Below are 24,470 nucleotides of genomic sequence, written 5' to 3'. Positions count from 1 at the left end.
AAAACCATGAAAGCGCTGGTGCTGGCACAGCACGGCGACCTCGACCGGCTACAGATCGTCGACACGCATCCGCGGCCGACGCCGCAACCCGGCCATGTCGTGCTGCGCGTCGGCGCGTCGTCGTTTAACTATCACGATGTGTTCACCGTACAGGGCATGCAGGGGATCTCCATACCCCTGCCGGTCGTGCCCGGTCTGGATCTGGCGGGCACGATCAGCGACATCGGAGACAACGTTGAAGGCTGGCGCGTGGGCGACCGCGTGCTGGTCAACCCGCTTAAGCCGAATGTCGGACTGATGGGCGAAATGATCGACGGCGGCATGGCCGAATATGCGCTGGCCGACGCCGCGCAGCTGATCGCCCTGCCCGACCGCGTCAGCTTCGCTCAGGCGGCGGCGCTGCCGGTCGCCTATGGCACCGCGCATCGCATGCTGATCNCCCATCGCACCGTCAAGGCGGGCGACCGCGTGCTGATCCTCGGCGCCAGCGGCGGCGTCGGCTCCGCCTGCGTGGTGCTGGCGAAACAGCTGGGCGCGGAGGTTATCGCCTGCGCGGGCAGTGACGAAAAAGGCGAGGCGCTGCGGGCGCTGGGCGCCGACCACGTTGTGAATTATCGGGAAACGGACTTCTCCCGCTGGGCGATCGCCACCTACGGCAAGCCCCAGCGACGCACCTATGAAGGCGGCGTGGACGTGGTCATCAACTTTACCGGCGGAGAGACCTGGCGGCCGTCGTTGCGCTGCCTGAAACGCGGCGGCCTGCTGCTGGTCTGCGGTGCGACCGCCGGATACGACCCGCAGGAGGATTTACGCTATGTATGGAGCTTCGAGCTGAATATCAAAGGCTCCAACAGTTTTTATAAAGAAGATTTGGTCGCCCTCATCGATAAAGTCGCCCGCGGCGACATCGACCCGCTGATCGACCGCATCGTCCCGCTGGAACAGGCGGCTGAAGGATTAAGGCTGATCCGCGATCGCGAAGTCCTCGGCAAGGTTATCGTCACGCCCTGAGGGCCATTTTCTTATTCACTATAAAGGTCATGCCCATGACGCAGTCCTCTCCCTCCTTAACGCTCGCCAACGTTCAGACCCGTCTGCTGGCCGGCCCCTACCATCAGTGGCTCGGCCTGAGCGTCATCGCCGTCGGCGATGGCGAGATTGAACTCACCGCGCGCTGGCGTGAAGAATGGGTCGTGAATACGGCGGGCGGCTACACCCACGGCGGTATTCTGGCGGCCCTCATCGACCTCACCGCCGACTGGGCGCTGGTGGCCTTTACCGGTCGCGGCGTACCCACGCTAAACCTGCACGTGGACTATCACCGTCCGGCGCGCGGCGACCTGCGCGCACGGGGTCGGGTGATCAAGCTCGGCAAACAGGTCTCCTGCGCCGAAGCCGAGCTATTCGACAGCGAGGGTCGTCTGGTGGCCAGCGGCCGCGGCCTGTATTCCACCGCAACCGCGTGAGGCCCTGATGATGACGCTCACCCTCGACCATGTGGTGCTCAACGCCCGGTTCGACACCGACCGCGCGGCGTTCCTGCTGCAACAGTTAGGCTTCACGCTCACACCGCGCGGTCGCCACTCGCTGGGGTCGATCAACCATCTGCTGATGTTCGACGGACACTATCTGGAAGTGCTCGGCCTGCCGCCGGATGAACCGCCTCAACGACGGGAACTGCTGGACGGGCCGGGCGGTCTGGACGGACTGGTGTTTGGCAGTCAGGACATCGAAGCCAGCGCCGCCAGCCTACAGCAGGCGGGGTTCGCCACCCTGCCGGTCAGCCACTTCTCGCGCCCCGTCACGCTGGACGGACGCGNACAGGCCGCGCGTTTCAGCACCGTACACCTCGCCGCTGGCCGCTTCAGCGCCGGACGCCTCTACTTCTGCCAGCACCATACGCCGGAGCTGGTCTGGCGCGACGACTGGTTGCGGCATCCGAACGGCGTCTCGCGCCTCGGGCAGTTGACCGTCGTGGGCCGCGATCCGGACGCGCTGACGCAGCAATACCGAGCGCTGGGCGCGTTGACGCCCAAATTTTCGCTGACCTTTCTAAGTCATGACACCTTCGCGCAGGGCTATTCCTCCCTGATCGCCCTCGACGTCCAGCGCGACAGCCAGTTTGCGGTGCTCCGCTTTCACGGCGGCGATCGCCGCCAGATCGCCGCAAGCGCGCGGACGCTCGGACTACCGCTCAGCGAACGGCCTGAGCAACTTGTCGTCTCGCTCCCGATGTTCAACACCCTCTTCGAGTTTCTGCCATGACCGCTCGCAACCTCGGCGCACTGAACACAGACTTGCGCGACAGCCCGCTCCCGGCGCTCATCGCCCCGCAGGACGGAGGACCCGCCCTCGCCTGCAACTATGCGCAGCTTAATCAACAGGCCGACGCGATCGGTCGCGCGCTGCTGGCGCGGGGATTTAAGCCCGGCAGCCGGGTGGCGATAGTGGCGCTGAACTCCGTGCCTTACGTCGCTGCGCTGCTTGGCATTCTGCGCGCCGGGCTGGTGGCGGTTCCGGTTAACATCAAACTGCCGGCCGACACCTTGCACGCCATTCTGCAAGACAGCGGCGCCGTGCTGGCGTTCGGTGACGACGCGCAGCGAGGCCGCCTTCCGCCCGCGCTGCCGCGTATCGCTCTTAGCGATGATGCGCTGCGCGCATTTGCCGACCCCGGACCCTTAACGCCCTATCAGGCGCGACCGCAGGATCTGGCGCTGCTGCTGTACACCTCCGGCTCCAGCGGCATGCCCAAAGGCGTGCGTCTGACGCACGACAGTCATTTGTGGGTCGTCCAGACCCGCCGTGACGCGGGCGAACTGCAAAATGAACGGCTACTGATCGCCGCGCCGTTCTACCATATGAATGCGCTGGCATTGATCTTGTCGTCTCTGGCCAGCGGCGTCAGCGCGGTGATCCTGCCGCAGTTCACCGCCCCGGCCTACATCCGCGCCATTCACGACTTCCGCTGTAGCTGGCTGACCGCCGTGCCGCCGATGATCGCCATGATGCTGCGCGAAAAAGCGCTATTGGCGAACAGCGATTTGACCTGCGTGCGGGTGGTGCGGATGGGATCGGCGCCGGTCAGCGCCAGCCTGCTTGCGCAAATTCGCCGTTTGCTGCCCGCCGCCCGCATCATCAACGCCTATGGGACGACGGAGGGCGGCCCGGTGGTTTTCGGCCCGCATCCCGAGGGGCTGGAGCCGCCCCCGCTGGCGAACGGTTATCCGCATCCACGGGTGAAAGTGCGATTAAGGGCGGCGGATGGCGCGCTGTCCGACTACGGCGTGCTGGAGATTAACAGTCCCGCGCTGATGCAGGGTTACCACCAGCGACCGGACATCACCCCACCGTTCACCTCGGACGGCTACTACCGCACCGGCGACGTATTCCGGCGCGACGAAACAGGTTTTTACACCTTTGTCGGTCGTCATGACGATATGTTTGTCTGCGGAGGGGAAAATATCTATCCGAGCGAGGTGGAGCAGTTGCTGGAGCGTCACCCGGACGTGCAACAGGCCTGCGTGGTGCCGGTGGACGATAAGATTAAAGGAGCCAAACCCGTCGCCTGGGTCATTTTACGTCAGGGCCGACAGTGTGACGAGGCGTCGCTCAAGGCCTTTGCGTTGACCCACGGCGCGGCCTATCTGCATCCCCGCCGTATCTGGCTGCTCGACCGCTTTCCACTGGCGGGCACCAACAAAATCGACCGCAGCGCGCTGAAAGCGGAGGCCGCCCGACGCATGCAAACCAATGAGCGGTAGGGGGAGCGTTAACCTTCGGTATCGTCAGGCTGACGCAGCCACAGCGAAGTCCTTCACCTTGAACGGCAGCCAGCTCTGGAGAATCGAGTACTGATCAGGCCAGCGTTCGTCGCCGACGTCGTGATCGGATTAAAGCCTGCGATAAACAGCGCATCCGTACCTGACGTTATCTTATCCATCGCGGGTCCTGTTAACCGTGCGGGTGTCATGCCCCGCTATCACGAGACCGCGATAAACTGCGCCCGCAGCGCCTGAACCTCGTCTCGCAGGCTGGCGGCGTCCTCGAACTCCAGATTCTGCGCGTGCTTAAGCATTTGCGCCTCCAGCTCGACGATTTTCTGCTCCAGCGCCTTTGGCGTCAGCAGCGCGTAGCGGGCATCCGGCTCGGCGGCCTGACGGCTTCGGCCCTTGCCCTTATTATTGGGCGACTGCCCGATCTGTAGGATATCGCCGATTTTCTTGTTGAGCTTCTGCGGCACAATGCCGTGTTGCTCGTTGTACTCTTGCTGTTTTTCTCTGCGCCGCTGCGTCTCCGAGATCGCCCTTTCCATCGACGGAGTGATCCTGTCGCCGTAAAGAATGGCTTTACCGTTCAGGTTACGCGCCGCGCGGCCGATGGTCTGGATCAGCGATCGTTCGGAACGCAGGAAGCCTTCTTTGTCCGCATCCAGTATCGCCACCAGCGAGACCTCCGGCATATCCAGCCCTTCTCGCAGCAGGTTGATCCCGACCAGCACGTCGAACTCGCCAAGCCGCAGGTCGCGGATGATCTCCACCCGCTCTACCGTGTCGATATCCGAGTGCAGGTAGCGCACGCGCTCGCCGTGCTCTTCCAGATACTCCGTCAGGTCCTCCGCCATCCGTTTCGTCAGCGTCGTCACCAATACGCGCTCGTTGATGGCGACGCGCTTGCGGATTTCCGACAGCAGGTCGTCCACCTGCGTGGCCACCGGCCGCACTTCGATAATGGGGTCCAGCAGACCCGTAGGACGCACGACCTGATCGATGACTTCGCCGCCGGACTTCTCCAGTTCATACTTGCCCGGCGTCGCCGAAACATAGATGCTCTGCGGCGCGAGGGCCTCAAACTCTTCAAACTTCATCGGCCGGNTGTCTAACGCCGACGGTAGACGGAAACCGTACTCTACCAGCGTTTCCTTGCGCGCCCGGTCGCCGCGATACATCCCGCCCAACTGCGGGATAGTGACGTGAGATTCGTCGATCACCAGCAGGCCGTCCGCCGGCAAATAGTCGAACAACGTCGGCGGCGGCTCGCCGGGACCGCGGCCGGACAGGTAGCGGGAGTAGTTCTCGATGCCGGAGCAGTAACCCAACTCGTTCATCATTTCCAGGTCGAACGTGGTGCGCTGCATCAGACGCTGTTCTTCCAGCAGTTTGTTGTTGGCGAGCATCACCTTGCGGCGGTCGGCCAACTCTGCCTTGATCTCTTCCATCGCCTGGAGGATGCGCTCGCGCGGCGTGACGTAGTGCGTCTTGGGATAAATGGTAAAACGCGGCACGTTACTGATGATCTGACCGGTCAGCGAATCAAACAACGACAGCCGCTCCACTTCGTCGTCGAACAGCTCGACACGCAGCGCTACGTCGTCCGACTCCGCCGGATAGATGTCGATGACATCGCCACGCACCCGGAAGGTGCCGCGCTGGAAAGCCTGATCGTTACGGGCATACTGCAATTCAGCCAATCGACGCAAAATATCTCGCTGACCGATCAGCATGCCTTGCGACAGGTGCAATATCATTTTCAGATACAGCGCCTTATCGCCCAGACCATAGATAGCCGAGACGGAAGCCACCACCACGACATCGCGCCGCTCCAGCAACGCTTTGGTGGCGGAGAGACGCATCTGCTCGATATGTTCGTTCACCGACGCATCTTTCTCGATGAACGTATCCGAACTCGGCACGTAGGCTTCCGGCTGATAGTAGTCATAGTAAGAGACGAAGTACTCCACCGCGTTCTCAGGGAAGAACTCCTTCATTTCGCCATACAGCTGCGCCGCCAGGGTTTTGTTGGGCGCCAGCACCATCGTCGGCCGGTTAAGGNCGGCGATGACGTTAGCCACAGTGAAGGTCTTGCCAGACCCGGTCACGCCGAGCAATGTCTGGTGTGCCAGGCCGTCTTCCAACCCCTCTTTCAGTTTGCGAATCGCTTCCGGTTGGTCGCCTGCGGGTTGGTAGGCGGAATGCAGTTTAAATTCTTTACTCATGAGCAGGGCTACCTGATTGGAGAGATGAAAAAAAGACGGTCGGTCACAATGTCGACATTCTCAGTATGGAAAGCGATCGGGATGAATGCCAGCCGCATGATACTGGATATAACAACAGCCTCAAGTCCCGTGTGCCGCTTTAGCATACTGAGATGCCCTTAGCCAGCGCGCAGTCGCATTTTATCCCCAGCTGTCATCGCAATGACATCAAAATGTCTTGAACGTTGAACGGAATATACACAACTCTTCAATGGCCTGTTAAATGACGCTTGATTTTAGTTAATTTATTGATTTATATGGTTTTTGATAAAAAGCCGAGAATACCGTCAACCCGAGTAAAACCCGCGCCAGCTCTCGGCTGAATGAGCTTTTCTAATCCTCATGCACACAGTTATCCACAGAAATGGTGGATAACTCCCACAACAGCCCGGCGGTACTGAGTTGGAGATAACGACCCAGACTCACTGTATGAAGACGCAATCATTTTTTTTAAGTTTATTTTGCCGCGTGATGGTGATCTGGCATGAGAAAAAAAGGCGCTTGAGTGTTGATTAACGTCAAAAAAAACACCCAAGCTCACCGTGAAAATATTTTTTTCAAGATGATTTTCCCTATCAATCTTTTAGCGCCTTTGGTCTTTCGGTTGCCGATTAGGCGCAAAGTACTGAAGGGTCCAGATATTGCCCCAGATTCTGCAGAGGGTCTGGATGAGTCAAATGCGGGATTTCTCCCAGCATCGGCGCGGAAATGAGCTGCTGAAGCGCCTGCAGATACTCCTGATGACGTTTCCCCGGAGGGGCGACGTCATTGGCGATCCACCCCGCCAGCGTCAGCCCGGCCTGCTGCACCGCCTGCGCGGTCAGCATGGCGTGATTAATGCAACCCAGCTTGACGCCGACGACAAGAATGACCGGCAGTTGTTCTTCCCCCACCCAGTCTGCAAAGGTCTGCCGTCCGGAAAGCGGCGTGAACCACCCGCCAGCTCCTTCCACCAGCACCCACTCCGCACGGGCCGTCAGCGCGCGCAAACCTGCGCTGAGCGCGTTGAACGCGATCGGGCGCCCCTCTTCCGCGCTGATGATATGAGGCGACGTCGGCTCGGCGAAAGCCAACGGGTTGACTTCGTCATAGGCCAACGCCAGACGGCTGTTGGCCTGCAACCACAGCGCATCCCGGTTACGTAACCCTTCCGGCGTCATCTCGCAGCCGGAGGCCACCGGCTTATAGCCCGCGGTGAGATAACCTAGGCGTCCTGCCGCCTGTAATAGCGCGGCGCTGGCGACGGTTTTGCCTACGTCGGTGTCCGTACCGGTCACGAACCAGCGCTTAGTCATGTTCTATCACTCCCAGAATTCGTTGATACGTTAGAGGGTAGCCCTGCGGCTCTCGGGGATAGACCTCCGCCAGCGCCCGCAGTCGTTCCCGATTGATCGCGCGGGAAGGTCTCCCCTCGTGCAACCAGGTCGCGCCCACGCCTTTCAGCGAACGCATCAGGCTCAGCACATCGGGGAAATAGCAGGTCAGCGGCGCGCTGACCAACCGATAGCGATAGGGCTGACAGGCCGCCTCGATCTCCGGCGCCGTCAAGAAACGATTGACCCGGCGCGAGCCATCCAGACGCAGCCATGCGTCCTCCAGCTCCGCCAGCGTGCCTTGAGCCAGCGTACAGAAAGCGACTGCGCCGCCGGGCCGCGTCACGCGGTATAGCTCGCCCAGTCCGCGAGACAGATCGTCGCACCACTGGATCGCCAGATTGCTGAAGCTCAGATCCACACTGGCCGTCGGCAACGGCAGATGTTCGATATCGCCCAGCACATAGTGTGATGCCGACGCCCGCTGCCGCGCTGCCGCCAGCATCTGCGACGACAGATCCAGCGCGGTCACGCGTTTGCCCTGGGCCTGCCAGCGGCGGCTGAAATAACCCGTCCCACAGCCTGCGTCCAGCAATTCCCCCCCGGCATAATCACCCAGCAGCGACATCAGGCGCTCCCCGCTATCACGCTGTAGTTCGGCAAAACGATCGTAGCGCGTGGCGGCGCGGCCAAACGCTCGCGCAATCGCCTGCTTATGGGGAGACTCAGCCGGCGTCATGCAACACCTCCAGCAGCCGGTCGATATCCTGCGGCGTATGACTCGCCGTCAAGGTGATACGCAGGCGAGAGGTGCCCGGCGGCACCGTCGGCGGTCGCATCGCGCCGACCCATAATCCCTGCTCCCGCAGCGTCTGAGACAACGCCAGCGTCTGACGATTGTCGCCGACGATCAGCGGTTGAATCGCGCTTTGGGACGGTTGCAACTGATAAGCCAGCCCGGCGGCGCCGCGACGAAAACGGGCGATGTTGTCCGCCAGTTTTTGTCGCAGATCATCACCTTTGCGCACCACCTCCAGCGCCGCGCTCAATGCGCAGGCCTGCGCAGGCGGCATAGAAGTGCTGTAGATAAGATGGCGAGCAAACTGAGTCAGATACTCCGCGACGTCGTGGCGACAGAGAACCGCCGCCCCGCTGGCGCCGAACGCTTTGCCAAAGGTGACGATCAGCAGCTCAGGCTGTACGCCTTGAGTCCAGCAGCTGCCGCGCCCTTGTTCGCCCAGCACGCCGATGCCGTGAGCGTCGTCGACCATCAGCCAGGCGCCGTGCCGACGACTCGCCGCCTGAAGTTCAGGCAGCGGCGCCGCATCGCCATCCATGCTGAAGATTCCTTCCGTCACCGCGAGCGTCTGCCCGTCGCACGGCGCGCGCAACAGGCGTTCCAGCCCTTCCGGCTGATTGTGCGGGAAGCGGCGCAGCGTGGCCGGGGACAACGTGGACGCCTCCAAGAGCGATGCATGGCTGAGTTTGTCGGCCAGAATGCGATCTCCCGCGTCCGCCAGCGCGGCGATCACCGCCTGATTGGCGGCATAGCCGGAGACGAACAGCAGCGCGCGATCGTAGCCGAGCCAGTCTGCCAGCTGCCGCTCCAGCGCTTCGTGTGCGACGCTGTAGCCGGTGACATGTCCCGAACCGCCGCTGCCCACGCCGAAACGCTCGGCGCCCTGCTGCCATGCGCGCACCATGCTGGGATGCCGGCTGATGCCAAGATAGTCGTTGCTGGAAAAATTCAGATAGCCGCGGCCGTGGGTCTCCAGCCAGCGCCCGCCGCCACCTTCATTCACCTGACGCTGACGGTAGGCGCCCTCCTCGCGACGCTGCGCCAGCGCCCGTTCGATACGTTGCTGCCAGCCCATTTAGACCGCCGCGTTGTAGAACTGCTCGGTGTCGGCGTTCATCAGCTGCTCGGTCAGATGTTGCTGCTGCTGGTTGTCGCCATACTCGGTGCTGGTCTGCTGCGGGTTGAGTCCCAGCTTGCGGAACAGCTGCAGGTCTTTGTCTTCCTTCGGGTTCGGCGTCGTCAACAGCTTGCAGCCGTAGAAAATCGAGTTCGCCCCGGCCATAAAACACATGGCCTGCGTCTGCTCGCTCATCTGCTCGCGCCCGGCGGACAGACGGACGTGCGACGTCGGCATCATGATGCGAGCGATGGCGATGGTACGCACGAAATCGAACGGATCGACGTCCTCGTTTTCGGCCAGTGGCGTGCCTTTGACCTTGACCAGCATGTTGATCGGCACGCTCTCCGGCGGCGTCGGCAGATTGGCCAGCTGCACCAGCAGACCGGCGCGGTCGCGCACCGTTTCGCCCAGACCGATGATCCCGCCGGAACAGACTTTGATCCCCGCCTCGCGCACTTTGCCGAGCGTATCCAGACGTTCCTGATAGGTTCGGGTGGTGATGATGCTGCCGTAGAATTCCGGCGAGGTATCGAGGTTATGGTTGTAGAAATCCAGCCCCGCTTCCGCCAGTCGCTCCGCCTGATCGCCTTGTAACGTCCCCAACGTCATGCAGGTTTCCATTCCCAGCGCTTTCACGCCGCGCACCATTTCTTCCAAATAGGGCATGTCGCGCTCATGCGGGTTTTTCCAGGCGGCGCCCATACAGAAACGGGTCGAGCCTGCGGCCTTGGCCTGACGGGCGGAAGTCATCACCTGCTCCACCTGCATCAAACGCTCGGTTTCGATGCCGGTACGATAACGGGAACTCTGGGGGCAATATTTGCAGTCTTCTGGGCAGGCCCCGGTCTTGATAGACAGCAGCGTGCTGACCTGCACCTGGCGCGGATCGAAATGCTGCCGGTGAACGGTCTGCGCCTCATACATCAGCTCCAGAAAGGGCTTATTAAACAGGTCTTGTGCCTGTTCCAACGTCCATTGAACTCGTTCTGACATCACTACAACTCCGGGTGAAAAAGATTTCGTCAGTGTAATTTATGGGGATATACTGTCAACCAAATTGAATTAGATTTAGTTGACAAGTTATGATCACTCCAGACGATCTCCAGTTTGACCAACGCCATATCTGGCATCCGTATACGTCCATGACCCAGCCCCTGCCCTGCTATCCGGTCAGCGCCGCACACGGCGTGGAGCTACAGTTGGAAGACGGCCGTAAGCTGGTGGACGGCATGTCCTCCTGGTGGGCCGCGATCCACGGCTATCACCATCCCCGCATCAATCAGGCCGTCACGGAACAGCTGGGCCAGATGTCCCACGTCATGTTCGGCGGCATCACCCATGCGCCCGCCATCGCGCTGTGTCGTCGGCTGGTGGCGATGACGCCGGATGCGCTGGAGTGCGTCTTTCTGGCGGATTCCGGCTCGGTAGCGGTCGAGGTCGCCATGAAGATGGCGTTGCAGTATTGGCAGGCGCAGGGACAGTCGCGTCGCCAGTTTGTGACGCTGCGTCACGGCTATCATGGCGATACGCTGGGCGCGATGTCGGTGTGCGATCCGCAAAATTCGATGCACAGCCTTTATCAGGGATATCTGCCGCCGCACCTGTTCGCGGATGCGCCGCAGTGTCGCTTTAATGAAGAGTGGCGGGAGGAGGACGGCGATTCGCTGACGGCGATCGTCGAACAGCACGCGGAGCGCATCGCGGCCGTGATCCTGGAGCCGATCGTACAGGGCGCTGGCGGCATGCGCTTCTATCATCCCCAGTATCTGCGTCGGGTGCGCCAGCTATGCGACCAGTACGGTATTCCGCTGATCGCCGATGAGATTGCGACCGGCTTCGGCCGCACCGGCAAACTGTTCGCCTGCGAACATGCGGGCATCACGCCGGACATTCTGTGCCTCGGTAAAGCCCTCACCGGCGGCTATATGACGCTGTCCGCGNCGCTCGCCACCCGACACATCGCCAACACCATCAGCGACGGCGAGGCGGGCTGCTTTATGCACGGACCGACCTTTATGGGGAACCCGCTGGCCTGCGCGGCCGCCAACGCCAGCCTGGCGCTGTTGGAAGAGGGACATTGGTCGTCTCAGGTCGCGGCGATTGAAGCGCAGCTGCGCGCTGAGTTATTGCCTCTGGCCGCTTCTCCGCGCGTTGCTGATGTCCGTGTTCTGGGCGCCATCGGCGTGGTGGAGACCGTCGCGCCGGTGAATATGGCGCGGCTGCAACGCTTTTTTGTTAACAAAGGTGTCTGGATACGGCCGTTTGGCAAACTGATCTACCTCATGCCTCCGTATATTATTTCAGCAGAATCCTTATCACGACTCACGAATGCGATCGCCGAAGCCTTGTCGCAGGATGAATTGTTCGACTCAACCGCGGTTTAGCGACGAAAACGCCTGGGATTCCAAACGGGGGAACCGGTGCTGCGCAACCCGTAGCACCGGCTTTCGGTTAGCGCTATCATAAATCCCCCCAGATAATCAGGAATCCTTCCATGCGTAATACGATCACACTCTGCTGGCAGTATTTACGCGCTTTCGTATTGATTTACCTGTGCCTTTACGCAGGCAATACGATATCCGCGTTACTGCCTATCACTATCCCCGGCAGCATCATTGGCATGCTGATCCTTTTCGCCCTGCTCTCTTCGCAAATCCTTCCCGCCGACTGGGTGCGACCCGGTTGTCACGTGCTGATCCGCTATATGGCATTGCTGTTCGTCCCTATCGGCGTCGGCGTGATGAGCTATTTCGATCTGTTGCGCAGCCAGTTTGGACCCATCGTCGTCTCCTGCCTGATCAGCACGCTGATTGTGATGGTGGTTGTCGGTTACTGCACCCAAATCATGCACAGAGAGAGGACGCTGCCGGGAACCCGAACCCCGCAGGCAGCTAAGGAAAAAGAGCAATGCTGACCTATTTATGGTGGTCCTTGCCGCTGACGCTGCTGGTGTTCTTCGGCGCGCGCCAGGTGGCGATTAAACTGAACATGCCGCTGCTCAATCCGCTGCTGGTGTCCATGCTCATCATTATTCCCGTCCTGCTGCTGCTACGTATTCCTTACGAACACTATTTCAAAGGCAGCGAAGTGCTGAACAACCTGTTGCAGCCCGCCGTGGTCGCGCTGGCATTCCCACTTTATGAGCAGATTCATCAAATTCGCGCCCGGTGGAAATCCATTATTACCGTCTGTTTTGTCGGCAGTCTGACCGCGATCGTCAGCGGCACGCTGGTCGCCCTGTGGCTGGGCGCAACGCCGGAAATCGCCGCGTCGGTCCTGCCGAAGTCCGTCACCACTCCCATCGCGATGGCGGTGGCCAGCTCGATAGGCGGCATTCCCGCCATTAGCGCCGTCTGCGTGATTTTCGTCGGGATCCTCGGCGCGGTGATGGGACACAGCCTGCTCAATCGGCTCAAGATTACGGTGAAGTCGGCGCGCGGACTCTCGATGGGCACAGCGTCCCACGCCCTGGGCACCGCCCGCTGCGCGGAAGTCGACTTTCAGGAAGGCGCGTTCAGTTCTCTGGCATTGGTGATCTGCGGCATTATGACGTCGCTGCTCGCCCCGTTCGTCTTCCCGCTGCTGTTGCTGATGGCGCACTAAGGTCAGGCGCGCTGACCAACCGTTGCGGGTGAGCGCCCACGAGAGTCATATCTTGATGAATATTGTCGCTCATTTTTTCATTCTATTTCATGCCATTGTGCTAATGATCACAATTTTGCGATTCAACTTCGGCTGTCCGCTATGCTTGAAAAAAGAACAATGAAAAGGGGGACGTACATGCAACCACGGTTTCACGCCGCACTCAGCCAGTTGCCCGACGCGATGCAGGCGGTGATCACGCCGATGCTCAACCGGGGAGATTTCGCCGCGTGGCTGTCCGCCGCGGACGTTGGGCGTCTCTGCCTCGCCGGTCAGGTTGATGAAGCACAGCTTGCGCTGATGCTGCTTCCGCTGGCGGCGGCCTGCGCCCACGCGCCGATCTCGCGTTTTCAGGTCGGCGCGGTCACCCAGGGTGCCAGTGGCAATCTCTATTTTGGCGCCAATATGGAATTTCCCGGCATGCCGCTGCAACAAAGCGTCCATGCGGAGCAAAGCGCCATCACCCATGCCTGGCTCCGTCATGAGCGGGCACTGCGCACGTTGACCGTCAACTATTCGCCCTGCGGCCACTGCCGTCAGTTCATCAACGAATTGAACTCCGCGTCGACACTGAGCATCAGCCTGCCCGAACGCACGCCTCGGCCCCTTTCTCACTATCTGCCCGACGCCTTCGGCCCGCGCGATCTGAATGTCGCTACGTTGCTGATGGACCCGGTTCATCACGGATTGAGTTTGTATAGCGAAGACACGTTAGTGCAAGCCGCGCTGGCGGCGGCCAATCGTAGTCATGCGCCGTACACGGAGGCCTACAGCGGCATCGCTTTGCAGACCTATTCGGGAACGATCTACATCGGCTGTTACGCTGAAAATGCGGCCTTCAACCCTAGCTTGCCGCCGCTACAGGCGGCGCTGAACCTGATGAATCTGTCCGGGGAAAAATTCGGGGATTTACGTCATGCTGTGTTAGTGGAACGTCAACAGGCCGCCACCAGTCAGCGAAGCGCCACTCAGGCCATGTTGGGGGCCTTGGGAGATGTTGATTTACGGTACGTTGTTATTGCGTGATTGTTGCCCAAGGCCAAACAGGGTGTGACCTTGCTCACTTTTTAGTTGAATGCAAGTCATATGTAATTATTTTAATTAACATTGCCTGTACATATTCAGTGGGTTCTTTAAGATTTTAAAGACACTTCATTTCGTTGCTGCACCTGAACCCATTTCTGTTACCCCTAAAAAAAAGAGCTAAAAGTCATGGAATTAGAATACGAAAGTAAACGCCCCCTCTATATACCTTATGCTGGTCCCATCCTCCTCGAATTTCCGCTACTGAACAAAGGCAGCGCTTTTACCGAAGAAGAACGATCTCATTTCAATCTGACCGGCCTGCTGCCGGAAGCGGTCGAAACCATTGAAGAACAGGCCGAACGCGCCTGGCGTCAATACGAAGGCTTTAAAACCGACATCGAAAAGCATGTCTATCTGCGTAACATTCAGGATACTAACGAGACGCTGTTTTACCGACTGCTGCAGGGTCACCTGAGTGAGATGATGCCGATCATCTACACCCCGACCGTCGGCGAAGCCTGCGAACATTTTTCCGATATCTATCGCCGTGCGCGCGGTCTGTTTATCTCCTATCCGAACCGTGAACACATCGACGATATGCTCCAAAACGCCACCAAACAGAACGTCAAGGTCATCGTGGTGACCGACGGCGAGCGTATTCTGGGTCTGGGCGATCAGGGTATCGGCGGCATGGGCATTCCTATCGGTAAGCTGTCGCTGTACACCGCCTGCGGCGGCATCAGCCCGGCCTACACCCTGCCGGTGGTGCTGGATGCCGGTACCAATAACCAACAGTTGCTGAACGACCCGCTCTACATGGGCTGGCGTCACCCGCGTATTTCCGGCGATGAATACTACGCCTTTGTGGACGAATTCATTCAGGCGGTAAAACGCCGCTGGCCGAACGTTCTGCTGCAATTCGAAGACTTCGCGCAGGGCAATGCCATGCCGCTGCTGAACCGCTACCGGGATGAAATCTGTAGCTTCAACGATGATATTCAGGGCACCGCCGCCGTGGCGCTGGGCAGCCTGATTGCCGCCAGCCGCGCCGCCGGCAGCCAGCTGCGCGACCAGACCGTCGCCTTCCTCGGGGCCGGTTCCGCCGGGTGCGGCATCGCCGAACAGATCATCGCACAGATGGTGGCCGAAGGCCTGACCGATGAAGAAGCCCGCTCACGCGTCTTCATGGTCGACCGTTTCGGCCTGCTGACCGACAAACTGCCGAACTTGCTCAACTTCCAAAGCCCGCTGGTGCAAAAGAGCGAGAAAATCGCGCATTGGGATGTCAGCAGCGACGCGATTTCTCTGCTGGAAGTGATGCAAAACGCCAAGCCGACCGTGCTGATCGGCGTTTCCGGCCAGCCGGGGCTGTTCACGGAAGAGATCATCCGTGAGATGAACAGCAACTGCGCGCGTCCTATCGTCATGCCGCTGTCCAACCCGACCTCACGCGTGGAAGCGCGTCCGGAAGATATCTTCAACTGGACCGACGGTACCGCGCTGGTCGCGACCGGCAGCCCGTTCGCGCCCGTCACGCATAAAGGCGAAATCTACCCGATCGCCCAGTGCAACAACTCCTATATCTTCCCCGGCATCGGTCTCGGCGTGCTGGCAAGCGGCGCGCGTCGCATCACCGACGGTATGCTGATGGCGGCCAGTCGCGCGCTGGCCGACTGTTCACCGTTGGCGAACGACGGCAAAGGCGGGCTGCTGCCAGAGATCGAGAAAATTCAGGAAGTGTCGCATCACATTGCGCTGGAAGTCGCCAAAATGGCGCAAGAAGACGGCGTCGCGGAAGTGACCTCCGAAGAAGCGCTGATCAAGGCGATCGAGCACAACTTCTGGCACCCGCAGTACCGCACGTACAAACGTACCTCGTTCTAATCTCACCTTGTCCGCGCCGCATTCCCGCGCGGACGCCAGACACAAAGACGCCGCGTCATGTTCGACGCGGCGTCTTTTTTTCATCTTAAAAGTCCGATGCAAACCGTTGAAAGACGTGGCTACGACTTCAGCTTAGGATCCAACGCATCACGCAAACCGTCGCCCAGCAGGTTGAATGCCAGCACCGTCAGAAAGATCGCCAGGCTGGGGAAAATCGCCACGTGAGGCGCCAGCACCATATCCGACCGCGCCTCGTTAAGCATCGCCCCCCACTCCGGCATCGGCGGCTGCGCGCCCAATCCCAAAAACGACAGGCTCGCGGCGGCGATGATCGACATCCCGATGCGCATGGTGAAATACACGACGATGGACGACACGGTGCCGGGCAGAATATGGCGCAGTACGATAGTCCAATCGGACGCTCCGATGCTGCGCGCCGACTCAATAAACGTCTGATGCTTCAACACCAGCGTGTTGCTGCGTACCAGTCGGGCAAAGGCCGGAATGCTGAAAATCGCGACCGCCGCCACCACGTTCGCCATGCCGCTGCCCATTATCGCCACGACGGCAATCGCCAGCAGGATCCCTGGGAAAGCGAACAACACATCGCAGATGCGCATGATGACGCGATCCCACACCCCTTCGTAGTACCCCGCCAGCAACCCCAGCGCCGAGCCGATCACCATACCAACCAGCACGGAACACACCCCGGACACCAGAGAAATCCGCGCGCCCAGTAGAATCCGGCTGAAAATATCCCGCCCCAGCGAATCCACGCCCAGCCAGTGCAGCGCCGACGGCCCTTCGTTCAACCGGTCATAGTCAAAGTAATTTTCCGCGTCGAACGGCGCCAGATAAGGGGCGAACACCGCCACCAGCACCAGCAGCACGACAAACAGGCCGGCGACCAGCGCCACCCGCTGTTGACAGAAGCGCCGCCAGAATTCCCGCAGCGGCGTCCGGTTTTTCTCCGCCGTCGCCGTCGGCATGGCTGATATCGCGGCGTTGCGTCGCCAGTTTTTCATTCTATCCCTCACTGATAACGAATAGCCGGATTGATGGCCGCATACAGCATATCCACCAATAGGTTGATAAGAATAAACTCCAGCGAAAACAGCAGCACTTCCGCCTGGATCACGGGGTAGTCGCGCATCTCCACGGCGTCCACCAATAATCGGCCCAATCCCGGCCAGTTGAAGACCTTCTCAACCACGATGGAGCCGCCCAGCAGAAAGCCGAACTGTAGCCCCATCATCGTCACAACGGGGATCAGCGCATTGCGCAATCCGTGTTTGACGATGACCAGCGACTCCCGCACCCCTTTGGCGCGGGCGGTGCGCATATAGTCTTCCTGCATCACCTCGACGAAGGACGCGCGGGTAAAACGGGCCATCACCGCCGCCACGGCCGCGCCCAGCGTGATGGACGGCAGGATATAGTGCCGCCAGCTGTCGGCCCCGACGGTCGGCAGCCAGCCCAATTTCACAGAGAAGACCTGCATCAACAGCATGCCCAGCGCGAAAGCCGGGAAAGAGAGTCCCGACACCGCCAGCGTCATGCCAACCCGATCCGGCCAGCGGTTGCGCCACACGGCGGAGACCATCCCCATGCTCATGCCAAACAGCGTCGCCCAGGCCATGCTGCATACCGTCAGCCAAAACGTCGGCATGAAGCGGGTGGCGATCTCTTCCGTGACCGGCCGTTTGGACACCATCGAGTGGCCGAAGTCTCCCTGCAGCACATTAGCCAGAAAATGCAAAAACTGCTGCGGCAGCGGTCGATCCAACCCCAGTTCCTGGCGCACCATCTGCACCACTTCGGCATCCGCATCCTGTCCGGCCACCAGACGCGCGGGATCGCCCGGCAGCAGGTGAACAAACAGAAACACCAGCACCATGACGATGAATAAGGTTGGGATGAGTCCCAGTAAACGTTTGAGAAAATAATTCAGCATTGACGCCTTTCCACATACGGTGTTTCGCCGCCCGGCCGATACGCCGGTCGGAAAAGCCGCCGGTCTGAAGCCGGCGGCGCAGGTTGATTATTCAGTCAGGTCGGCGTTATCAAAACTGAACGAAGTGTCCGGCATCATGTAGAAGCCGGTCAGTTTCTTGCTATTGGCTGACACCAGTTTTTCCGTCACCAGGAACGCCCAGGGCGCATCGGCCCAGATTTTGTCCTGCGCGTCGGCATAGAGTTTTTGCTTCTCGGCGCGATCCGTCGTTTTCAACGCGTTGGCGAGATCGGCGTCCACCGCCGGGTTGCTGTAGAACGCGGTGTTGAACTGCGCGGGGGGCCAGGCGGCGGTCGAGAACAGTGGGCTTAGCGCCCAGTCGGCTTCGCCGGNGGAGGCGGACCAGCCGGTGTAGAACATTCTCACCCCGCTCTCTTTAACGCCTTTGCCTTCCACTTCCGCGGCGCGCTGTCCGGCGTCCATCGCCGTTACCTGCACCTTGATGCCCACCTGCGCCAGCTGCTGCTGGGTGAACTGTAAGACTTTTTGCGCCGTGCTGTGGTTATGCGACGACCACAACGTGGTGGTGAAACCGTTGGGGTAACCGGCTTCTTTGAGCAGCTCGCGCGCCTTGGCCGGATCGTACGGCCACGGCTTATACTGCACCGCATAGTCGATGCCGGCGGGCAGCGGCCCCTCGGAAGGCACCGCATAGCCCGAAAACGCGACCTTGATTAACGCGTCCTTGTTGATGGCGTAGTTGATCGCCTGACGAACTTTAGGATTGTCGAACGGCTTTTGCGTCACGTTGAAGCTGATGTAGCGATGCAGGATCGACGGCGACGCCACCAGCGAGATAGCCTTGTCCTTTTCCAGCAGCTTGGCCTGCTCGAAGGGGATCGGATAGGCGAACTGCGCCTCGCCGGTCTGCAACAGCGCCGCGCGCGTATTGTTATCAACGATGGGACGCCACGTGATGCTGTCCAACTTCGGTAGACCGGACTGCCAGTATCCGGCGAATTTTTCCACCTTCACAAAGTCGGTCTGATTCCAGGTCACAAAGCGATATGGCCCCGTTCCGACCGGGTGGAAGCCAATCTCTTTGCCATACTGCTTCAGCGCCGCGGGCGAGATGATGACCGCCGCGGGATGCGCCAGATTGTTGACGAACGCGGAGAACGGCGTTTTCAGCGTGATTTTCACCGTCAGCGGGTCGACCACTTCAGTGCTGGCGATACTCTTGAACAGGTTGTAACGCTTAAGGTGGTTGTCCGGATTGCTGGCGCGATCGAAGTTGACCTTCACCGCTTCGGCGTTGAAGTCGCTACCGTCATGGAATTTCACCCCCGGCCGCAGTTTGATGGTATATACGGTGCCGTCGGGGCTGGCCTGATAGCTCTCCGCCAGAACGTGGGTGAGCTTCATCTCCTTATCGAAACCGAACAGCCCCTGATAGAACGACTTGGCCACCGTCTGGGACAGCGTATCGTTAGCGTCGTAAGGATCGAGCGTCGTGAAGTTGGAGGCGACGGCGATGACCGCATCCTTCGCCGCCCATACCGGCGCGGCGGTCATTGAAGCCGCGATGCCCGCCGCCAACAGCCAGCGATGCGTCTTAACTGTTTTCATGTTGTGCATTCTCCTTGTATTCCCTATCAGTAGGCGCCGGCGATACGGTGGCGGGCGACGAAGTGTCGCTCTCCCACCTGTACCAGCGGAGTCGTCGCGGGCTCATCGCCCAATGCCCGGATCGGGCTGGGTATTTCATCAATCTGTAGCGTCGATTCCTGACGACGTCGGGCAGGATCGGGGCTAGGCACCGCCGCCATCAGCTTGCGCGTATAGGGGTGCTGAGGGTTTTCGAAAACATCCTGACGCGTGCCAATCTCGACAATTTGCCCCATATACATCACCGCCACACGATGGCTGATGCGTTCTACCACCGCCATGTCGTGGGAAATAAACAAAAATGCGGTGCCGAATTCGCGCTGAATATCCATCATCAAATTGACGATCTGTGCCTGTATGGAAACATCCAACGCCGAAACGCACTCGTCCGCGATTACCACCTTAGGATTGAGCGCCAGCGCCCGTGCGATGCAAATACGCTGCCGCTGACCGCCGGAAAACTCGTGGGGATAGCGCTGCGCATGCTCCGGCAGCAGACCCACTCGCTCCAGCAGCGCGGCAACGCGCTGTTCCGCCTCCCCCCGACTGGCGACCTGATGCACCAACAGCGGCTCCATGATGGAGTACCCCACCGTCTGGCGCGGGTCCAGCGAGGCATAAGGGTCCTGAAAGATAAACTGAATATCTCGGCGCAGATGCTGCAACGCGGCCCCTTTCAGCTGGTTGATACGTCGTCCGTTAAAGGTAATCACGCCATCCTGACTGTCGACCAACCGCAGCAGCGAGCGGCCGGTGGTGGATTTACCGCAACCGGACTCGCCGACCAATGCCAGCGTTTCGCCCGGATAAAGCTCGAAGCTGACATGTTCCACGGCATGAACCTGACGGGTGATGCGGTTCAAGATCCCTGAACGAAGGGGGAATCGCGTCACCAGATTCTCAACTTGCAGAACTGGTGGCGCGCCGGCAGGTATGGTGTCCTGCGGAACCGGGGCAACTTCCTGCGAGTGCCCCGGCAACTCGAAAGGCAGTGGGAAAGGATGTCCGTTCATGGCCCCCAGGCGCGGAACGGCGGCCAGCAAGGCCTGCGTGTAAGACTCCTGCGGCGCGGAGAACAGAGGAGCGACAGCGCCGGATTCGACGCAGACGCCGCGATGCATGACCAGCACGCGGTCCGCCATTTCGGCCACCACGCCCATATCGTGAGTGATGAAGATCACCCCCATCTCCATCTCGCGTTGCAGCGAACGAATCAACGCGAGAATTTGCGCCTGAATGGTCACATCCAGCGCCGTCGTCGGCTCATCCGCAATCAATAGCTTCGGCCGGCAAGAGAGCGCCATCGCAATCATCACGCGCTGGCGCATGCCGCCGGAGAGCTGATGCGGATAGCGCTTCAGAACGTTGGCGGCTTCCGGGATCCGCACCCGATCCAGCATGTGCAGCGCCTCGCGTCGGGCGCTGGCTGTGTCCAGCCCCTGATGCAGACGCACCGACTCGGCGATTTGTTCGCCGACGGGAAAGACCGGGTTCAGGGACGTCATGGGTTCCTGAAAAATCATCGCCATATCCGCGCCGCGAATATGCCGCATCTGGGACTGGGGGATTTGACGAAGGTCGACGACCTGGCCGTCGCGACGGCGGAACAGCAGTTCGCCGCCGGAGAACGCGCCGCCCGCCTGCTCAATCAGGCGCATCAGCGCCAGTGAAGTGACCGACTTGCCGGAGCCGGACTCACCGNCGATCGCCAGCGTCTCGCCGCGATCGACGGTGAAAGATAAGTCTCGAACCGCATCTATCCGGCTTTGATGATGCATAAAATTCACGCCCAACCCGTGAACGTCGAGTACGCGCTGTGGGGGCAGCGTCCCTGCGCTACCTGCCTCGGAGGTAGGTGATCGATCTATCTGAGACGACAGTGTCATGTACGCTGAATCTCCCATAAAACTCGCTTCCCGCCGCTGTCGTTACGGGATCCTCATCGGTTTTCGACTATATTTAGCGCTGGCGTCAATGTAAAGCACAAATCAATCGGCTGGATGATAAAAAGATCTTTTATAACAAAAAGTTACTACACATAATTACGCGCTATAAGGCCAAAGAAGCCCTCTCATTCACATTTTCAACCTGCGGCGTAGCGCGCACTCATCCACTGCGTTCTCCCCTCAGGCGTTCTCTGACATAATGATGGCATAGGAACCCTGTTTTCGCCTGCGCTCCAGCCTGCGGCGCAACCCTTTGTGGAGTATTCATGAACACATCCGGCCTTATTTCCCTCGACCAGGCGCTACAGCGCATGCTGGCGCACATGACGCCGATCGCGGATACCGAGACGGTATCGATTTATCAGGCCGACGGTCGCATCGCGGCAACGCCGCTGACCTCCCCGATCAACGTGCCCCATTTCGACAACTCAGCCATGGACGGCTACGCCGTGCGCGGCGATGAAGACTTCCGCTACCCGCTGCCATTGGCGGGAAAAGCCTTCGCGGGCGCGCCGTTTGAGGGCGACTGGCCCGCAGGCAGCTGTATTCGGATTATGACCGGCGCCCCCCTTCCCTCGGGCGCCACCGCCGTCGTGATGCAGGAACACACGGAGGTGTCCGACACTGGCGTACGATTTATGCATCCGATAGCGCCGGGGCAAAATATTCGCCGCGCTGGGGAAGACATTCGTGAAAATGAGCCGGTTCTGAGCGCAGGTACGCGGCTCGGCACGGCCGAACTGCCGCTGCTGGCTTCCCTCGGCATCGCGGAAGTGAACGCCTATCGCCGACTGCGCGTCGCCGNGTTTTCGACCGGCGACGAGCTACAGCCCGTGGGGCAGCCGTTGCAGCCGGGGCAGATTTACGATACCAACCGCTTCGCGGTGCGATTGATGCTGGAACAGTTGGGTTATGACGTGGTCGACCTCGGCATTATCCCGGACGATCCGGCGGCGCTGCGTCAGGCTTTTACCGACGCCGATGCCTGCGCGGACGTCGTCGTCAGCAGCGGCGGCGTCTCCGTCGGGGAGGCTGACTACACCAAGTCGATGCTCGATGAGCTGGGCGACATCCATTTCTGGAAGCTGGCGATCAAGCCGGGTAAACCCTTTGCCTTCGGCAAGCTCCCCCACGCCTGGTTTTGCGGTCTGCCGGGGAATCCCGTTTCCGCCGCCGTGACGTTTTATCAACTGGTGCAACCGCTACTGGCGAAGCTGTCCGGCTATTCGCAGTGGCGATTGCCGGCCCGTATGCGGGTCAAAACCGCGACTCCGCTGAAAAAAACGCCGGGACGCCTCGATTTCCAGCGCGGCATCTTCTCGCGTAACGCGGACGGCGATATTGAGGTGCGCAGCACCGGTCATCAGGGATCGCATGTGTTCAGCTCGTTTAGTCAGGGCAACTGCTTTATCGTGCTCGACGCCGAGCGCGGCCCTGTCGCCGCCGGCGAGTGGGNGGAGATCGAGCCGTTCAGCCGCCTGTTGGGAGACGTGTAATGGCGACGCTGACGGATGGCGAAGCGCTGCGCTATAACCGGCAGATTGTCTTGCGCGGCTTTGACTTCGACGGCCAGGAGGCGCTGAAAGACGCCCGCGTGCTCGTCGTTGGTCTCGGGGGGCTGGGCTGTGCGGCGGCGCAATATTTGGCCGCCGCGGGCGTGGGGCACCTGACGTTGCTCGACTTCGATGCCGTCTCGCTGTCGAACCTGCAACGGCAGATTCTGCATCGCGACGACCGCATTGGTATGGCGAAAGTCGCCTCTGCCGCCGTCGAACTACACGACATCAATCCACACATCGCGGTGGAGCCGGTGGATGCCCGCCTGGACGACCCCGAGCTACAGGAGCGCATCGCCACGCACGACGTCGTCGTCGACTGCACCGATAACCTGACCACCCGCAACCAGCTCAACAGACTCTGTTTCGGGCTGAAAAAGCCGCTCGTCTCCGGCGCGGCCATTCGTATGGAAGGACAGCTCGCCGTCTTCACCTACCAGCCGGAAGCCCCCTGCTATCAATGCCTCAGTCGGTTATTCGGCGACAACGCGCCCACCTGCGTGGAAAGCGGCGTCATGGCCCCGCTGGTCGGTATTGTCGGCTCTCTTCAGGCAATGGAGACCCTGAAATTGCTGACCCACTTCGGCACCCTCAACCCGGGGAAGTTGATCATGGTAGATGCCATGACGCTACAGTTTCGCGAACTGGCCCTACCCAAAGATCCATCCTGCGAGGTGTGTGGCAGCCCGTCTTCCTGCTCTCCCCGTTGATCCACAAAATTTCGCCGTGGCGTCCTCACAGGCTGCGTACATCTTCTATCATTAGTCAGGTATCTATCCCACGGCCGCTGACCCGCATCGCACCCCCTATTCAGCGGCGCCAGAGAGATCAAGGGAACTCGTCCCTTGCAGAGAGGAATGACCTATGAGTAATGCATTTCTTGAGGCCATCAAGGCCCGTCGCTCCATTTACGCGCTCGGCCCTACGCTGCCCTTGTCGGAAGATCAGGTCACGCACACCATCATGGACGCCGTCAAACTCAGCCCATCCGCCTTTAACTCGCAGACCTCGCGGGTCGTGATTCTGTTTGGCGAGCCGCATCGCAAGGTCTGGGACATCACCCGACGACAGTTGCAAAAGATCGTGCCCGCCGAGTCTTTTGAGCCAACCGAAAAAAAGTTGGCCTCGTTCGCCGCAGGCGCCGGAACGGTTCTGTTTTTCGAAGACACCGAGGTGGTGAAAGCGTTGCAGAAGAAGTTCGCCACCTATGCGGACAACTTCCCGGTCTGGTCGGAACACTCGACCGGCATTGCGCAATTTGCCGTGTGGTCGGCGCTGGCGCAGGAACACATCGGCGCATCGCTGCAACACTACAACCCGTTGATCGACGACGATATCAAAGCCGCCTGGTCCCTACCGGAGAGCTGGCACCTGCGCGCCCAGATGCCGTTTGGCGCGATAGAACAGCCCGCGGGCGACAAAACGTTTATCCCGGATGACCAACGTTTCCGTATCTTCAAATAACGGATCGGCGCGTCGCAGGCGATCAGGCCCGCGACNTTTTTTTCACGTCCACTTTCGTCATTTT

Annotated in this window: 21 protein-coding genes; 12 read left to right on the top strand and 9 right to left on the bottom strand. The window is 60.2% G+C overall.

The window, feature by feature from the left end; translation table 11 throughout:
- The first annotated feature begins 6 nt into the window (after positions 1–6).
- The 4 genes from RZ35_RS10935 (at position 7) to RZ35_RS10920 (ending at position 3,764) form a co-directional block, all read left to right on the top strand.
- Positions 7–1,011 carry a quinone oxidoreductase family protein gene (locus RZ35_RS10935; RefSeq protein WP_455709709.1) on the top strand — a complete coding sequence of 335 codons (1,005 nt, stop codon included), beginning with the start codon at positions 7–9 and terminating at the stop codon, positions 1,009–1,011.
- 35 nt (positions 1,012–1,046) lie between these two features.
- Positions 1,047–1,466, top strand: a complete 420-nt coding sequence (locus RZ35_RS10930) for a PaaI family thioesterase (RefSeq protein WP_026743336.1) — start codon at positions 1,047–1,049, stop codon at positions 1,464–1,466.
- A 7-nt stretch (positions 1,467–1,473) separates the two neighbouring features.
- Positions 1,474–2,265, top strand: a complete 792-nt coding sequence (locus RZ35_RS10925; protein WP_036153237.1) for a VOC family protein — start codon at positions 1,474–1,476, stop codon at positions 2,263–2,265.
- Positions 2,262–3,764, top strand: coding sequence for a class I adenylate-forming enzyme family protein (locus RZ35_RS10920; RefSeq protein ID WP_026743334.1), 1,503 nt, complete (start codon positions 2,262–2,264; stop codon positions 3,762–3,764). The genes RZ35_RS10925 and RZ35_RS10920 overlap by 4 nt, the downstream gene beginning before the upstream one ends.
- Positions 3,765–3,982: 218 nt before the next feature.
- Here the strand turns inward: RZ35_RS10920 and uvrB are convergent, their stop codons facing one another.
- The 5 genes from uvrB to bioB form a co-directional block, all read right to left on the bottom strand.
- Positions 3,983–5,995 (bottom strand): excinuclease ABC subunit UvrB, encoded by a 2,013-nt coding sequence (uvrB, locus tag RZ35_RS10915; protein ID WP_026743333.1) that lies wholly within the window; start codon positions 5,993–5,995, stop codon positions 3,983–3,985.
- Between the two features lie 650 nt (positions 5,996–6,645).
- Positions 6,646–7,329, bottom strand: coding sequence for a dethiobiotin synthase (bioD, locus tag RZ35_RS10910; RefSeq protein WP_026743332.1), 684 nt, complete (start codon positions 7,327–7,329; stop codon positions 6,646–6,648).
- Positions 7,322–8,086 (bottom strand): malonyl-ACP O-methyltransferase BioC, encoded by a 765-nt coding sequence (gene bioC, locus RZ35_RS10905; protein WP_026743331.1) that lies wholly within the window; start codon positions 8,084–8,086, stop codon positions 7,322–7,324. The genes bioD and bioC overlap by 8 nt, the downstream gene beginning before the upstream one ends.
- Positions 8,073–9,221, bottom strand: a complete 1,149-nt coding sequence (gene bioF / locus RZ35_RS10900) for an 8-amino-7-oxononanoate synthase (protein ID WP_026743330.1) — start codon at positions 9,219–9,221, stop codon at positions 8,073–8,075. Before bioF ends, bioC begins: the two co-directional genes overlap by 14 nt.
- A complete protein-coding gene (gene bioB / locus RZ35_RS10895) occupies positions 9,222–10,259 on the bottom strand; it encodes a biotin synthase BioB (RefSeq protein WP_026743329.1) in 1,038 nt (345 codons plus the stop codon).
- A gap of 89 nt (positions 10,260–10,348) precedes the next feature.
- Between bioB and bioA the strand changes: the two genes are divergently transcribed.
- The 5 genes from bioA to RZ35_RS10870 all read left to right on the top strand — a co-directional run bounded on the left by bioA (position 10,349) and on the right by RZ35_RS10870 (position 15,818).
- Entirely contained in the window at positions 10,349–11,650 is a 1,302-nt protein-coding gene (gene bioA, locus RZ35_RS10890) for an adenosylmethionine--8-amino-7-oxononanoate transaminase (RefSeq protein ID WP_036153233.1), read from the top strand.
- 110 nt (positions 11,651–11,760) lie between these two features.
- On the top strand, positions 11,761–12,180 hold the full coding sequence (locus tag RZ35_RS10885) for a CidA/LrgA family protein (RefSeq protein ID WP_026743327.1): 420 nt from the start codon (positions 11,761–11,763) through the stop codon (positions 12,178–12,180).
- The gene (locus RZ35_RS10880) at positions 12,174–12,869 is read left to right on the top strand and encodes a CidB/LrgB family autolysis modulator (protein WP_026743326.1); all 696 of its coding nucleotides are present in this window, start codon (positions 12,174–12,176) and stop codon (positions 12,867–12,869) included. Before RZ35_RS10885 ends, RZ35_RS10880 begins: the two co-directional genes overlap by 7 nt.
- Before the next feature lie 177 nt (positions 12,870–13,046).
- The gene (gene cdd, locus RZ35_RS10875; protein WP_026743325.1) at positions 13,047–13,934 is read left to right on the top strand and encodes a cytidine deaminase; all 888 of its coding nucleotides are present in this window, start codon (positions 13,047–13,049) and stop codon (positions 13,932–13,934) included.
- Between the two features lie 186 nt (positions 13,935–14,120).
- Positions 14,121–15,818 carry an NAD-dependent malic enzyme gene (locus RZ35_RS10870; RefSeq protein WP_026743324.1) on the top strand — a complete coding sequence of 566 codons (1,698 nt, stop codon included), beginning with the start codon at positions 14,121–14,123 and terminating at the stop codon, positions 15,816–15,818.
- 119 nt (positions 15,819–15,937) lie between these two features.
- Here the strand turns inward: RZ35_RS10870 and gsiD are convergent, their stop codons facing one another.
- The 4 genes from gsiD to RZ35_RS10850 form a co-directional block, all read right to left on the bottom strand.
- Positions 15,938–16,843: a glutathione ABC transporter permease GsiD gene (gene gsiD, locus RZ35_RS10865; protein ID WP_026743323.1), complete on the bottom strand. Its 906-nt coding sequence runs from the start codon at positions 16,841–16,843 to the stop codon at positions 15,938–15,940.
- An 8-nt stretch (positions 16,844–16,851) separates the two neighbouring features.
- On the bottom strand, positions 16,852–17,772 hold the full coding sequence (gene gsiC / locus RZ35_RS10860; protein WP_026743322.1) for a glutathione ABC transporter permease GsiC: 921 nt from the start codon (positions 17,770–17,772) through the stop codon (positions 16,852–16,854).
- Between the two features lie 87 nt (positions 17,773–17,859).
- Positions 17,860–19,401, bottom strand: a complete 1,542-nt coding sequence (gene gsiB, locus RZ35_RS10855; protein ID WP_026743321.1) for a glutathione ABC transporter substrate-binding protein GsiB — start codon at positions 19,399–19,401, stop codon at positions 17,860–17,862.
- A gap of 26 nt (positions 19,402–19,427) precedes the next feature.
- A complete protein-coding gene (locus tag RZ35_RS10850) occupies positions 19,428–21,326 on the bottom strand; it encodes a dipeptide ABC transporter ATP-binding protein (RefSeq protein WP_026743320.1) in 1,899 nt (632 codons plus the stop codon).
- A 326-nt stretch (positions 21,327–21,652) separates the two neighbouring features.
- On the opposite strand from RZ35_RS10850, the gene moeA reads away from it, so the two are divergent.
- The 3 genes from moeA (at position 21,653) to RZ35_RS10835 (ending at position 24,406) form a co-directional block, all read left to right on the top strand.
- A complete protein-coding gene (moeA, locus tag RZ35_RS10845) occupies positions 21,653–22,882 on the top strand; it encodes a molybdopterin molybdotransferase MoeA (protein ID WP_026743319.1) in 1,230 nt (409 codons plus the stop codon).
- Entirely contained in the window at positions 22,882–23,652 is a 771-nt protein-coding gene (gene moeB, locus RZ35_RS10840; protein ID WP_026743318.1) for a molybdopterin-synthase adenylyltransferase MoeB, read from the top strand. The genes moeA and moeB overlap by 1 nt, the downstream gene beginning before the upstream one ends.
- A 154-nt stretch (positions 23,653–23,806) precedes the next feature.
- On the top strand, positions 23,807–24,406 hold the full coding sequence (locus RZ35_RS10835) for a nitroreductase family protein (RefSeq protein WP_026743317.1): 600 nt from the start codon (positions 23,807–23,809) through the stop codon (positions 24,404–24,406).
- The last annotated feature ends 64 nt before the right edge of the window (positions 24,407–24,470 follow it).

The organism is Lonsdalea quercina subsp. quercina (assembly GCF_000688655.1).
Lineage (GTDB): Bacteria > Pseudomonadota > Gammaproteobacteria > Enterobacterales > Enterobacteriaceae > Lonsdalea > Lonsdalea quercina.
The sequence above is the reverse complement of the archived record's forward strand: the minus strand, read 5'-3'. Positions and strand labels throughout refer to the sequence as shown.